At 64.5% G+C, this 13348-nt stretch carries 10 protein-coding genes; 7 read left to right on the top strand and 3 right to left on the bottom strand.

What is annotated here, in order from left to right:
• Window positions 1-111: 111 nt before the first annotated feature.
• Entirely contained in the window at window positions 112-1419 is a 1308-nt protein-coding gene (locus tag CW305_RS12275) for a peptidylprolyl isomerase (RefSeq protein WP_104098023.1), read from the bottom strand.
• Window positions 1400-4201 (bottom strand): LPS-assembly protein LptD, encoded by a 2802-nt coding sequence (locus CW305_RS12270; RefSeq protein ID WP_104098204.1) that lies wholly within the window; start codon window positions 4199-4201, stop codon window positions 1400-1402. Before CW305_RS12270 ends, CW305_RS12275 begins: the two co-directional genes overlap by 20 nt.
• A 129-nt stretch (window positions 4202-4330) precedes the next feature.
• Between CW305_RS12270 and CW305_RS12265 the strand changes: the two genes are divergently transcribed.
• The 3 genes from CW305_RS12265 to CW305_RS12255 are packed head-to-tail and all read left to right on the top strand — an operon-like array spanning window position 4331 to window position 6787.
• Window positions 4331-5350, top strand: a complete 1020-nt coding sequence (locus CW305_RS12265; RefSeq protein WP_104098022.1) for an aminoglycoside phosphotransferase family protein — start codon at window positions 4331-4333, stop codon at window positions 5348-5350.
• On the top strand, window positions 5347-6018 hold the full coding sequence (murU, locus tag CW305_RS12260) for an N-acetylmuramate alpha-1-phosphate uridylyltransferase MurU (protein ID WP_104098021.1): 672 nt from the start codon (window positions 5347-5349) through the stop codon (window positions 6016-6018). Before CW305_RS12265 ends, murU begins: the two co-directional genes overlap by 4 nt.
• A gap of 1 nt (window position 6019) precedes the next feature.
• Complete coding sequence (locus CW305_RS12255; RefSeq protein ID WP_104098020.1) at window positions 6020-6787, top strand: TerB family tellurite resistance protein; 768 nt, start codon at window positions 6020-6022, stop codon at window positions 6785-6787.
• Between the two features lie 7 nt (window positions 6788-6794).
• On the opposite strand, the gene CW305_RS12250 is transcribed toward CW305_RS12255, so the two are convergent.
• Window positions 6795-7823, bottom strand: a complete 1029-nt coding sequence (locus CW305_RS12250) for an alpha/beta hydrolase family protein (RefSeq protein WP_104098019.1) — start codon at window positions 7821-7823, stop codon at window positions 6795-6797.
• 96 nt (window positions 7824-7919) lie between these two features.
• Between CW305_RS12250 and CW305_RS12245 the strand changes: the two genes are divergently transcribed.
• The 4 genes from CW305_RS12245 (at window position 7920) to CW305_RS12230 (ending at window position 13300) form a co-directional block, all read left to right on the top strand.
• Entirely contained in the window at window positions 7920-10337 is a 2418-nt protein-coding gene (locus CW305_RS12245; protein ID WP_104098018.1) for a PAS domain-containing sensor histidine kinase, read from the top strand.
• On the top strand, window positions 10334-10963 hold the full coding sequence (locus CW305_RS12240) for a response regulator (RefSeq protein WP_104098017.1): 630 nt from the start codon (window positions 10334-10336) through the stop codon (window positions 10961-10963). Before CW305_RS12245 ends, CW305_RS12240 begins: the two co-directional genes overlap by 4 nt.
• Window positions 10964-11111: 148 nt before the next feature.
• Window positions 11112-12221 carry an ABC transporter ATP-binding protein gene (locus CW305_RS12235; RefSeq protein WP_104098016.1) on the top strand — a complete coding sequence of 370 codons (1110 nt, stop codon included), beginning with the start codon at window positions 11112-11114 and terminating at the stop codon, window positions 12219-12221.
• Window positions 12222-12268: 47 nt separating this feature from the next.
• Complete coding sequence (locus CW305_RS12230; protein ID WP_104098015.1) at window positions 12269-13300, top strand: ABC transporter substrate-binding protein; 1032 nt, start codon at window positions 12269-12271, stop codon at window positions 13298-13300.
• Window positions 13301-13348: the final 48 nt, after the last annotated feature.

Raw genomic sequence — 13348 nt, 5'->3', positions numbered from 1 at the left:
CAGGCTTCTCTCTGCATGGCGTGTGGCGTTCAACCGCCTGAAATGAAAACGGGGTGGCGACCCTTCGGCCATCACCCCGCATTCCTGTTGCTTGTAGGTACAGCGTGAAGCTTAGAGCTTGATCTCGACGTAGGCTTCGTCGCGGATCTGGCGTAACCACGCCTGCAGCTCTTCGTCGTACTTGCGGTTGCGCAGCAGGCTCAGCGCCTGTTGCTCGCGGAACTGCTCACTGGCATCGGTCGCACGGCGGCCGAGCACCTCGAGGACGTGCCAGCCGTAGGGAGACTTGAACACCGGGGACAGTTCGCCGCTTGCCGTATTGGCCATGACTTCGCGGAACTCGGGCACCAGAGAGGCCGGGTCGATCCAGTTCAGGTCGCCGCCGTTGAGCGCCGAACCAGGGTCTTCGGAAAAGCTCTTGGCCAGCTCGGCGAAGTCTTCGCCAGCGCTGATGCGATCACGTAGGCGCTGCACCAGCAGGCGGACCTCTTCTTCGCTACGGATTGCGCTGGGCTTAATCAGGATGTGGCGGACATGCACTTCGTCGCGCACCTGTGTTTCGCCTCCGCGCTTTTCCAGCAGCTTTACCATGATGAAGCCTGGCGGCGTGCGGACCGGTTCGGTGACCTCGCCAACCGACAGCTCGCGCACGGCGGTATCGAAGGGCGGTGGCAGCTGAGCCGCTTTGCGCCAGCCCATGTCGCCGCCTTCCAGCGCGTTCTCGCTACCGGAGCGCGCGACGGCCAGGCGAGCGAAGTCTGCACCCTGCTGAAGCTGCTGGTAGGTATCCATGGCAGCGCGTTCGGCGGCCTGGATGGTTGCGGAATCCGCAGCTTCTGGTACCGGGATGAGGATATTGGCCAGGTGGTATTCCTCGGACAATTGCAGCTTGCCGAGGTCGGAGGCCAGGAAGTTCTGCACTTCCTGGTTGGACACCTGAATGCGTTCCGCCACTCGACGCTGGCGCACGCGGCTGATGACCATCTCGCGACGGATCTGCTCGCGGGCCGTTTCCAGGCTCAGGCCGTCGCGCACCAGAGCTTCACGAAACTGCTCCGGCGACATGTTGTTGCGCTGGGCAATGGTGCCCATGGCCTGATTGAGCTCTTCATCGGAGATGCGGATGCCCGAGCGCTCGCCGATCTGCAGCTGCAGGTTCTCGGTGATCAGGCGCTCAAGCACCTGCTGGCGCAGGACATCCATCGGCGGCGCATCGGCGCCGCGCTTGTCGATGGTCTGCTGTACCTCGCGAATGCGTTGCTCCAGCTGGCTCTGCATGATGACGTCGTTGTCGACGATGGCGACCACGCGATCCAGCGGCTGTACCCCGGCGCTTGCGAAAGGAATCAGTGCAGCGTTGCCCAGCAGCAGGGCGCCCGCCACGAGCGGGCGCAGGTAATCAGAAAGCTTGGTCTTCACGTTCACGGTAGCCTTGAATGCCTTCGTCGAGGAATGTTTCGGTCGCATTGCCGACCACGCCGCCCAGTCCCTTGAGCACGATCTGCAGGAAGATGCCGGTGTCCGGCTCGTCGTTGCGATCGGGGTTGAGGCTGGTTTCGTCGTAGTCGATCCAGTAGCGGTTGATCAGCCGCAGCTTCCAGCAGCAGCTGTCGTACTCGAAGCCACCAAAGGCTTCCAGTGTGCGGCTGCGGCTGTAGTCATGCTGCCAGCGCCCGATCACGCTCCACTGCGGAACCACCGGCCAGATGAACGAGAAGTCATGCTGGTCGATCTTGTAGTAGTCCTTGATGCACTCGTCTGGATTGGTTTCGCAGTTGCCATAGTCACCGCCATATTGCCACTCGCCTGTTGCATGATCGAAACGCATGGTGTCATTGCGGTAGCGATAGCCGATATTGACGATCTTGCCTGGGTTGTCGGCCGGCTGGTAATGCCACATTGCGCTGCCTGAGCGTGTGCTGTGGCTGTCCGGGTCCCAGTTGAAGGTCGAGGTGAAATGCCAGTCGCGGTTGTAGCGATACATGTACTCCAGCGCGTAGGGGGAAACAGATGAGGTAGCGTTGGATCGGGTGCGGTAGTCAATCCCACGCAGTTGGACCTTGCGATCTTCAAAATAGAAGGCTTGGCCGATGCTCAGGCGCTGACGCTCAAAGCCGCTGGAATCGACCCAGCGGTTGGTCACGCCGAGAGACACCTGGTTAGCATCGCCGATACGGTCCTTGCCGGAAAAGCGGTTCTCGCGCCACAGCGAGGAATAGCTGAAGCTGCTTTCGCCAGTATCGAAGATCGGGATGTCATCCTGGTCCTCTTCTGGCACGTAGAGGTAGAACAAACGTGGCTCGAGGGTCTGCCGGTACTCATTGCCGAACCATTGGGTGTCGCGGTCGAAATAGAGGCCTGAGTCGACGCTGAAAATCGGCACACTGCGGTTCTGTTTGCTGTCAAAAGACTCGTAGGCCGCAAGAGTTCTTTGTCCCTCTGAATCCAAATCTAAATCGTACTGCGTGTAAGCGTATTTCACCGATGGCTTGAGGAAGCCCCAGCTCCAGTTCAAGGGAAGGCTGACGCCTGGCTCCAGATGAATACGCTCGCCTTCGGCACGGGTCAGACCTTTAAGCCTTGTATCGTACCAAGGCGTACCTACAGGCTCACCGGCTGCGTTGAATGGGCCTCCGTCCTCGTCGAAGAAGTTTCCGGTGCGCAAGCTGCGCTGAAAGCTGACGAACTCGGTCTTGTAGGCGAAGTTCAGCCCGCCCGGCTGGAATGGCAGGCGCCCGTCCAGAGTCAGCTGCGGCAGCCGCTCGTATGGCGTGATGTCGGCAACCGTGGCGCGCTCGTAGCCATGGACGTTGAGCCTCGCCGTGTAGCTGTCGCCGCGCCAGGTCAGGGTGCCGCGCTGGTCCAGGTGATCAGGATGGTCGATGCCCAGGTTGGTATCCAGGTCCTGGAAGTAGTACGGATCGCTGATGTCGGTGTAGTCCACCTCGGCCAGCAGGCGTGAATCCAGGCCGCTGCGGTTCTGCCAGCTGTACATCCAACGCTGGTCTTCGTACTCGGACTGCAGTTCGCGGTCGTCGTTGCTGTCGTCCAAGTAAGCCGCGCCGAACTGGCCCTCGCTGCTGCGGGTCAGGTAGCGGAACTCGCCTTCCATCAGCAGGCCGCGGTCGGTCATCAGGTGCGGATACAGCGTCGCGTCGAAGTTCGGCGCCAGGTTGAAGTAATAGGGCGTCTGCAGCGAGAGGCCGGTATCGCTGGACGAGCCGATGCTCGGCGCGAGAAAGCCCGACTGGCGACGGTCGTCGATGGGGAAATGGATGTAGGGGGTGTAGAACACCGGGACATCCTTGACCCGCAGCGTGACGTTGGTGGCCGAGCCGAAGCCCGTGGCGGGGTTCAGCGTGACGTTGTTGCCTTGCAGGTGCCAGCTGTTTTCGCCGGGCTCGCAGCTGGTGTAGGTACCGTCCTTGAGGCGAATGATCGCGGTCTCTTCACGCTTGGCGTATTGCGCGCTGCCACGCACCTTGCCGGAATGCACGACGTACTCGGCGTTTTCCACCTTGGCTTCGCCGCTGTCGAGGAAGATCTCGGCGCGGTCGCCGACCAGCAATGCATCGCGGTCGCGGAAGCGCACATTGCCGGTCAGCTCGCCGCGATTTTCCAGCTGGTGCAGGCTGGCTTCGTCCGCCTCGACCTGAATGCTGCCCTGACGCAGTAACACGTCACCGGCGAGGGTGGCGACTTCCTGTTCCTGCTCGTAGCGGGTGGCTTTAGCCGACACATAGGTCGGCGCTTCGCTCATCGGGGTGGTGTCGAACTTGCCGGGACGGTCGGGCTCGACATAGGTACCGGCGCAATAAGGACCGGTTTCGGCGAGCTGAGCCGGGGTCAGCTGCTCGCGCGGAACCCAGTCGAGATGGCTGTAATCGGCGCTGCGAGAGGCGAGGGCGCGGCCCTTGCTTTCGGTGACCAGCTTGGTCGTCGCCGTTGGCGCTTGCGCCTTGCTGCTCGTCGACTTGGCGGTGCTCGATGTGCTCACGGTGCTGCCGCTGTGTACCGGGCGCGGTGGCAGGGTCTGACTGGCTTCATTGGACGCGCAGTTCCAGCCGCCGGAGGCGTCGGGCTGGCAGGCGAACTGTTCGGCTGCGAAGACAAAAGGTACAGCTACCGGTTGCAATGCAAGCAGACCGCCAGTAACCAGTAGAGGGAATTTTTTACGAAACGCGGGGTATTTGACTGCCATCTTGTTTTTTGGTCCGTGCTTGCGGCGAGCCATCGGCCGGCTGGGCCGCACGCCTCTCGATGGGCTGAGAAAGATGCAGGATAATAAAGCATGACCCGCCTATCGGCTAGCGCCGTGGAGACCCCCTGGATGCCGCATCAAGATCAACGTCTGCTGGACCTTAGCGCCTGGCTGGAACAGCAATTACCCGAAATCTTCGCCCGTTGCGGCTGGGGCGAAGTGCCGGCGGCGCAGCTCACTGCGGCCAGCAGCGATGCCAGCTTCCGCCGTTACTTCCGCTGGCAGGGTGGCGAGCGCAGCCTGATCGTGATGGACGCACCGCCGCCCCAGGAAGACTGCCGACCCTTCGTCAAGGTCGCGCAGATGCTGGATCAAGCCGGCGTCCATGTGCCGCAGATACTGGCCTCCGATCTTGAGCGCGGCTTCCTGCTGCTGACCGATCTGGGCCGCCAGACCTATCTGGATGTCATCGATCAGAGCAATGCCGAACAGCTGTTCGAAGACGCCGTGGAGGTCTTGCTGAAGTTCCAGCTGCATCCGGTGACCCAGCCGATGCCGGCATACGACGAAGCGTTGCTGCGTCGCGAATTGCAGCTGTTCCCCGAGTGGTATGTGCAGCGCCACCTTGGCCACAGCTTCAGTGAAGCGCAGCAGGCCGCGTGGGAGCGTATCTGTCGGCAACTGATCGACTCGGCGCTGGCGCAGCCACGGGTGCTGGTGCATCGCGACTACATGCCGCGCAATCTGATGATCAGCGAGCCCAACCCTGGTGTACTGGATTTTCAGGACGCGGTGCTCGGCCCGGTCAGCTACGACATCACCTCGCTGTTCAAGGACGCCTTTCTCAGCTGGCCCGAAGCGCAGGTGCGGGCCTGGCTCGAAGGCTACTGGCACAAGGCGCGCGCTGCTGGTGTGACGCTGCCCGAATCGCTCGACGAGTTCCTGCGTGCCAGTGACCTGATGGGACTGCAGCGCCACCTAAAGGTGATCGGCATTTTCGCGCGAATCTGCCATCGCGACGGCAAGCCGCGTTACCTCGCTGACGTGCCGCGCTTCTTTGCCTATATCGAGGCCGTGCTGGCGCGCAGACCGGAGCTGGCCGAGTTGCAGCAACTGCTGGCAGAGCTGCCGCAGGCGCCGCACGCATGAAGGCGATGATTCTGGCCGCCGGCAAGGGCGAGCGGCTGCGCCCGCTGACGCTGCACACGCCCAAACCCTTGGTTCGCGCCGCCGGCGTGCCGCTGATCGAGTACCACGTTCGTGCGCTGGCCGCCGCGGGTTTCGAGGAGCTGGTGATCAACCACGCCTGGCTCGGCCAGCAGATCGAAGACTATCTGGACGACGGCAGCCGTTTCGGTGTGACCATCCGCTATTCGGCCGAGAGTGAACCCCTGGAAACCGGCGGGGGCATTCACCGGGCGTTGGGGCTGCTCGGCGATGCGCCGTTCCTGGTGGTCAACGGCGATATCTGGACCGACTACGATTTCGTCCGGCTGAGACGGCCGCTTCGCGGGCTCGCGCATCTGGTGCTGGTGAACAATCCGCCGCACCACCCCAGGGGTGATTTCAGCCTGGGCGAATCGGCCGTCACGGAGCCCGAGGTCAATGGTGACGCGCTGACCTACAGTGGCATTTCCGTTTTGCATCCTGCGCTGTTCGAAGGCTGCCAGCCGGGTGCGTTCAAGCTGGCGCCGTTGTTGCGCCGCGCCATGGCAGATGGGCAGGTGAGTGGCGAGTGCCATGCCGGGCTCTGGGTGGACGTAGGCACCCACGAGCGCCTGGCTGAAGTCGAGCAACTACTGGAGGCGCGGCGCTGACATGTTCTGGCCCATCACGCTGTTGGGGCTGCTGATCGGCTGGTTGCTGGCCAGCATTCCGGGGGCTTTGCTCGGCGGTCTGCTGGGTCAGGTGCTCGATCGTCGTCTGGGGCTCGATTCTTGGGCCAGCCTGCGTGCGCGCCTGGCCGGCAAGCCGGTGCTGCAAGGCCGGGATTTGCTGTTCTTTCTGTTGGGGCGTCTGGCCAAGAGTGGCGGTCGCGTGAGTCCGGCGCATATCCAGGCCGCACGTGACGAGATGCGCCGGCAGGGGCTCGATGCCGCCGCGCAGCAGCAGGCCATCGCCGCCTTCAACCGCGGCAAGTCGAGCGGTGACGGCCTGCGCGATACCCTGCAACGGCTGCGCAGCCAGCGCGAGGAAAGCCGCCGCCTGATCCAGGCCTGCTGGCGCATGGCACGTGCGCAGGGAAGCATGGGCGCACGCGAGCACGAGCTGGTGCTGCTCTGGGGCAAGTGGCTGGGTTGGGATGCCGCCGAGGTGGCCGCGCTCGATCCGGGCGCGGCCCGACGCAAGGAGGCGCCGGCCGGGCGGGGTGGTGCTTACGAGCAGGCCATGCAGTTGCTGGGTGTGCGTCCGGATACCGACCCGCAGCTGATCAAGCGCGCTTATCGGCGCCTGCTGAGCAAGCACCATCCGGACAAGCAGGCGGGGGCTGGTGCGAATGCCGCCCAGGTGCGCGACGCCACCGAGCGCACCCGCGAGCTGCACAGTGCCTACGCATTGATTCGCGAGCGCCGCGGCTTTCGCTGAGCGGGCGTCACTGTGGCGGCTTGCGCTCCAGCCAGCCCCGCACGCGGCGCACCAGTTGTTCCTGTTCGGTATTACGGTCACCGGTCAGACCTGGCAGTGCGAGCAGGCGGTAGTCCGGGTGCCCGGCACGGCGCGCTGCATTGCGCCGTTGCAGTGCCTGCTGATTTGCGGCTGCTCCGGTGCCCGTATAGAAGTCGCCGATGGCGGCGGGTAGCGTTGCGAGATAGCTCTCCAGCGGCTGTTCCCCCTGCAACGGTGCGCGTGGATCGATCACCACCAGTTGCCCGACATCCTTTGGCTGAAGCTGTGCCAGGTACTGGCTCGCCCAGTAGGCGCCGGTGCCATGGCCGATCAGAACAATCGTCGACGCCTGCAGTGAGCGTGCGTGCTCGATGGCCGCATCGAGGCGCGCCAGCATGCGCTCGGCATGAGTTGGCGGCGGCGTGTCCCGCTCGGCTTGCGTCGGCGGCGTCGATTCGTCGTTGTCCGTAGCTGCCGTCTGCTCGGGCAGGTAGCCGGCTGAAGTCGTTTGCGCCGCGGCTGGCTGGGGAACGGCGGTGCCAGGCTCAGCGTCTTCCTCCGTTTCCGACTTTTCTTCCGCAGCCGGGACTTCTGGCGCTGGCGACCGCGGGCCAGGGCTCAGCGCCGGATCAGCGGGTGTCAGGCTCAGGGTATGCCAGCCATGCTCGGGAAGGCCGCGCCGCAGCGGGCCGATTGCGCGTGGCCAATCGGCGGTTTCGCCTTCGCTCGGCACGATGACCAGCACGCCGCGGGCCTTCGCAGTATTGGCCGGGTGCCAGAGCGCGAGGAATTTGTCCTCGTCGCCGAGCTGCAGCTGGGCGGCGGCCTCGAGCTGTCGTTGCAGCCCTGCGGCCAGCGCCTCGCTACGAGTTTGTGGCGATGGTCGTGGCGTTGCTGCTGGCTCCTCCGCCGGTGCTTCCTGAGGCGCCTCCGGTTCCTGCGCCGCTGCGATGTACGGCCCGCCGCCGCCAAGCGCGACGCCGAACAAAAGCACGAAAGCAGAAAAGCGACGCATGGATTGTCTCCGCTATGGATGCCGGCACCACGCTGGCGCCGGCAGGGGTTATGCATTACAACAGCGTGTCGGCACGCCCATCAATTGCGTGAATATATGCTCGCCTTATACCTGCGTTTCCTTCTCCTCCTTGGCCTGACGCTGCCTTTCGCGGCTAGTGCCGTGTCGCTTGACGACGATAGCCGCGCCTGGCTGGAGCAGCATCCGGAGTGGCGGGTCGGGGTGGTGATGGGCGCGCCCTATGCCGAGTATGACCAGCGCCAGCGGCGCCTGTCAGGGTTTCATGTGCGGCTGATGGAGCAGCTGGCGACCGACCTCGGTGTGCGCCTGCAGTGGCGCCGCTTCAATGACGAGGCCGCGCTGGAGAAGGCCGCTCGGGAGGGCTTGATCGATGTGGCCCCCGGCTTACGGCAGACGCCGGCAGGCTTGCGGCTGTGGCGATATAGCGATCCCTTTCTGCGTATCCCGCGCCTGCTCGTCGGTGATCGTGGCGGCCCGCGTGCAATCGATCTTGAATATCTGCACCCGAGCGAGCTGGTCTCCGCCGTCGGGCCGGGGCCGATCACCGAGTTCCTCGCCAGCAACTATCCCAATATCACCGTGCTGACCGCGACCAGCCAGGGCGATGCGGCGCGCCAGGTACTGGAAGCCAAGGCAAGCTATGCCGTCATTGACGAGCCGGTGTTCGGCCGCCTTTCGCAGCAGGTGGAGTACGACTCGCTGGCGGTGGTGGGTGATCTGGGCAACCCGCAGCTTCTGCGTATCGCCTCGCGGCGTGACAGCCCGGAACTTGCCGCCGTGCTCGAGGCGGCGATACGGCAATTTCCGGCGCGGGAATTCAGTCAGCTGCAGGAACAGTGGCTCAAGACCCGCAGCATCGACCTCGGTCGCGAGGTCAGCTACTGGCGCAGTCTCAGTCTTTTGCTCGGCGTGTTGTTGCTGGCCTGCCTGCTGATGCTGGCCTGGCAGCGGCATCAGCATGGCCTGCTGGAAAGCCGGCTGAAGACCGCCCGGCGCGATATCGAGCTGCGCGAGGCGGCCGAAGAAGCGCAGCGTTTGACGCAGTTTTGTCTGGATCACAGCACCGTCGGCATCCTCTGGCTCAACTGGGACAGCCGCGTGCGTTACGCCAACCAGGCCGCCGAGGTGCTGCTCGGGCATTCCTCCGGCGGACTGCTGGATCAGCCGCTGGAAACCTTCGACCCGGCGCTGGGCATGGATGCCTGGCTCGCGCGCTGGCGCGCTGCCCGCACGGGCGAGGATGATCGCCAGGTGCATGAATGCGAGTGGCAGCGCGCCGACGGCCAGCGCTTTCCGGCGGCGGTCACCTACAGTTTTCTGCGCTTCGGCAGTCGTGAGTATCTGGTGGTGTTTCTTGCCGATATCACCGAGCGGCGCCGCGCCAGTGCCCAACTGCAGGAGAGCGAAGCGCGGCTCAAGGCCATGGCCGGCAACGTGCCGGGGCTGGTGTTCCGCCTGGAGCGGGACGGGCCCCAGGAACCGGTGCGAGTGGCCTATATCAGCGAAGCCAGCCAGCGCCTGGTGGGCTATTCCGCCGAGCGCCTGTTGCAGCCCGGGCAGGGCATCCGCAGCCTAGTGCACGCCGATGACGAGGCCGGCTACTGGGCCAGTCAGCAGCTGGCATTGGAGAAAAGCCAGGACTGGCGCTGGCAAGGGCGCATTCTCAATCGCGATGGCGAGGTGCGCTGGGCCGATATCCGCGCCTCGGTGCGTGGCCAGCCGGATGGCCGCCAGGTGTGGGACGGTATCGTCTGGGACATCACCGACAACAAGCGCATCGAGCTGGAGCTGGATGCCTCGCGGGCGCAATTGCGCGAGCTGGCCGCGCACCTGGAGACGGTGCGCGAGGAGGAGAAGGCGCACATCGCCCGCGAGGTGCACGACGAGCTGGGGCAGGTGCTGACCGTACTCAAGCTGGAAACCTCGATGTGCGAGCTGGGCTTCGCCGACCTCGACCCGGCCCTGGCGCAGCGGCTGGAAAGCATGAAGCGGCTGATCGCCCAGCTGTTCCAGCGGGTGCGCGATGTCGCCACCGCGCTGCGCCCGCCGATTCTCGATGCCGGCATTGCCTCGGCGGTGGAATGGCAGGCGCGGCGCTTCGAGGAGCGCAGCGGCGTGGCCTGCCTGGTCGAGGTGCCGGAATGTCCGCCACTGCTGGGCAACGCCAAGGCCATCGGCCTGTTCCGCATTCTTCAGGAGTCGCTGACCAACGTGATGCGGCACGCCCAGGCGCAGACGGTCAGCGTGCAGTTACTCCTCGAAGGCAACATGCTCTGTCTGCGCGTCAGCGACGACGGTTGCGGTTTTCCTGTGGCCGCGCGCGGCGCCGGCAGTTCGTTCGGCCTGGTCGGCATGCGCGAGCGGGTGCAGATGCTCGGCGGGCAACTGATAATCGACAGCCAGCCCGGCGAGGGCACCACCATCACGGCGCGGGTTCCACTCGATCCGGTGCCACTTCCATCAGCCGCAAGCACTGGAGCATTGCCGTCATGATCAGGGTCATGGTCGCCGAAGATCACACTATCGTCCGCGAGGGCATCAAGCAGCTGATCGGCATGGCGCGTGACATGCAGGTGGTCGGCGAGGCCGCCAATGGCCAGCAGTTGCTCGATCAGCTGCGCCAGATCAGTTGCGACGTGGTGCTGCTGGATATCTCCATGCCTGGCGTCAACGGCCTCGAGGCGATACCGCGAATCCGCGCGTTGAGCCAGCCGCCGGCGGTGCTGGTGCTGTCGATGCACGACGAGGCGCAGATGGCGGCGCGGGCGCTGAAGATCGGCGCGGCGGGTTACGCGACCAAGGACAGCGAGCCGGCGCTGCTGCTCACCGCTCTGCGCAAGGTCGCCGGTGGCGGGCGCTACATCGACCCGGCGCTGGCTAATCGCATGGTCTTCGAGGTCGGCCTGACCGATTCGCGTCTACCCCATGCGCTGCTTTCCGAACGCGAATACTCGGTGTTCGAACGGCTGGTGCAGGGCGACTCTGTAAACGACATCGCCGGCAAGCTGGCGCTCAGCAGCAAGACCATCAGCACCCACAAGGCCCGCCTGATGCAGAAGCTGGCGGCGCATTCGGTGGCCGATCTGGTGCGCTACGCCATGGAACACAAGCTGGTCTGAGCACCAGCCACCGACCCGCCGTGTAGGGCGTTCCCTACACGCGACTCTCCCTCACGCCTAGGCCAATCGCTCCGCTGTACCGATTTTTCCGCCGCCGCTGCGCTTCTACGCTGTGACCACGGTTCAACGGTTACGCAGGTGCAGCAGCATGGTCGAGTCAACGGCGAACGATATCCTGGTGAGCTTTCGCGGCATCCAGAAGAGCTATGACGGTGAGTCGCTGATCGTCAGGGATCTGAATCTGGACATCCGCCGCGGAGAATTCCTCACCCTGCTCGGGCCGTCTGGCTCGGGCAAAACCACCAGCCTGATGATGCTGGCTGGCTTCGAAACGCCCACGGCGGGGGAAATCCTCCTCGATGGCCGGGCGATCAACAACGTGCCACCGCACAAGCGCGACATGGGCATGGTGTTCCAGAACTACGCGCTGTTTCCGCACATGACCGTGTCGGAGAACCTGGCGTTTCCGCTCAGCGTCCGCGGCATGGCCAAGCCTGATATCAAGGAGCGGGTCAAGCGCGCCCTGGCGATGGTCCAGCTGGAGGGCTTTCGCAACCGCTATCCGGCGCAGCTCTCCGGCGGCCAGCAACAGCGCGTGGCACTGGCCCGGGCGCTGGTGTTCGAACCGCAGCTGGTGCTGATGGACGAACCCCTGGGCGCGCTGGACAAGCAGTTGCGCGAGCAGATGCAGATGGAGATCAAGCATCTGCACGAACGCCTCGGCGTCACCGTGGTGTACGTCACCCACGATCAGGGCGAGGCGCTGACCATGTCCGATCGGGTGGCGGTGTTCCATCAGGGCCAGATCCAGCAGATCGAAGACCCGCGCACCCTGTACGAAAAGCCGGTGAACACCTTCGTCGCCAACTTCCTTGGCGAGAACAACCGCCTGCCGGCGCATCTGCTCGACCGTCGTGGCGACAGCTGCACGGTCAAGCTCGGCCGCGGCGAAACCGTCGAGGCGCTGGCCGTCAACGTCGGTGCGGCGGGAGCGCCGGTCAGCCTGTCGATCCGCCCGGAGCGGGTGCTGCTCAACGGCGCCAGTGCCAACTGCCCGAACCGCTTCACCGGGCGCGTTGCCGAGTTCATCTACCTCGGCGACCACATCCGCATCCGCCTCGAGGTATGCGGGGTCAACGACTTCTTCGTCAAACAGCCGATCGCCGAGTTCGACAGCGCCCTGCGGGTCGGCGACGTGGTCCCGATCGGCTGGCATGTCGAGCACGTTCGTGCGCTCGACCCGCTGCAGGCGGCCTGAGGCGATGCCTGGAAAAACCACACAACTGCATCAAGGAGCGAACTGGTATGAGCAACTACCTGAAACTGTCCGCGCTGGCGCTCGGACTCGTCTGTGCCGGACACGCGGCTGCCGAGAATCTCACCGCGGTGAGCTTCGGCGGCGCCAACAAGCAGGCCCAAGTCAAGGCCTTCTACGAGCCGTGGGACGCGGCGGGGCACGGGCGCATCATCGCCGGCGAGTACAACGGCGAAATGGCCAAGGTCAAGGCAATGGTCGACACCAACAGCGTGTCGTGGAACCTGGTGGAAGTGGAGTCACCGGAACTGTCTCGCGGCTGCGACGAAGGGCTGTTCGAGGAACTCGACCCGGGCATCGTCGGCAATCCGGACGATTTCGTCGAAGGCGCGATCCAGCCGTGCGGCGTCGGCTTCTTCGTCTGGTCGACGGTGCTGGCCTACAACGCCGACAAGCTGAAAAGCGCGCCGGCCAGCTGGGCGGATTTCTGGGATACCGAGAAATTTCCCGGCAAGCGCGGCCTGCGCAAGGGCGCCAAGTACACTCTTGAGTTCGCACTAATGGCCGACGGTGTGCCGGTCAAGGACGTCTACAAGGTGCTGGCCACCAAGGACGGACAGAACCGCGCCTTCAGAAAGCTCGATCAGCTCAAGCCGAACATCCAGTGGTGGGAAGCCGGTGCGCAGCCGCCGCAGTTTCTCGCCTCCGGCGACGTGGTGATGAGCAGCGCCTACAACGGCCGCATCGCCGCCGTGCAGAACGAGAGCAATCTGCAGATCGTCTGGAGCGGCGGCATCTATGACTTCGATTCCTGGGCTACCCCCAAGGGCGCGAAGAGCCAGGAGCAGGCACGCAAGTTCATCGCCTTCACCGTTGAGCCGCAGCAGCAGAAGGCCTATGCCGAGAACATCGCCTACGGCCCGGCGAACACCCAGGCCGTTTCGTTGCTGGATCAGAAGCGCCTGGCGCAGATGCCCACCGCGCCGGAGAACATCGCCGACCAGGTGGCGATGGACGTGACCTTCTGGGCCGACTACGGCGAGCAGCTCGAACAGCGTTTCAACGCCTGGGCAGCACGCTGACCTGAGCGCCCCGCCGCATTGGCGGGGCCGGTCCCAGCTATCGGAACG

The sequence above is a fragment of the Stutzerimonas kunmingensis genome, from assembly GCF_002929225.1.
Classification (GTDB): domain Bacteria; phylum Pseudomonadota; class Gammaproteobacteria; order Pseudomonadales; family Pseudomonadaceae; genus Stutzerimonas.
The sequence above is the reverse complement of the archived record's forward strand: the minus strand, read 5'-3'. Positions and strand labels throughout refer to the sequence as shown.

Coding starts and splice junctions, on each gene's coding strand:
- CW305_RS12265 (WP_104098022.1), top strand. CDS start 4,331: ATGCCGCATCAAGATCAACGTCTGCTGGACCTTAGCGCCTGGCTGGAA.
- CW305_RS12230 (WP_104098015.1), top strand. CDS start 12,269: ATGAGCAACTACCTGAAACTGTCCGCGCTGGCGCTCGGACTCGTCTGT.
- CW305_RS12255 (WP_104098020.1), top strand. CDS start 6,020: ATGTTCTGGCCCATCACGCTGTTGGGGCTGCTGATCGGCTGGTTGCTG.
- murU (WP_104098021.1), top strand. CDS start 5,347: ATGAAGGCGATGATTCTGGCCGCCGGCAAGGGCGAGCGGCTGCGCCCG.
- CW305_RS12245 (WP_104098018.1), top strand. CDS start 7,920: ATGCTCGCCTTATACCTGCGTTTCCTTCTCCTCCTTGGCCTGACGCTG.
- CW305_RS12270 (WP_104098204.1), bottom strand. CDS start 4,201: ATGGCAGTCAAATACCCCGCGTTTCGTAAAAAATTCCCTCTACTGGTT.
- CW305_RS12240 (WP_104098017.1), top strand. CDS start 10,334: ATGATCAGGGTCATGGTCGCCGAAGATCACACTATCGTCCGCGAGGGC.
- CW305_RS12235 (WP_104098016.1), top strand. CDS start 11,112: ATGGTCGAGTCAACGGCGAACGATATCCTGGTGAGCTTTCGCGGCATC.
- CW305_RS12250 (WP_104098019.1), bottom strand. CDS start 7,823: ATGCGTCGCTTTTCTGCTTTCGTGCTTTTGTTCGGCGTCGCGCTTGGC.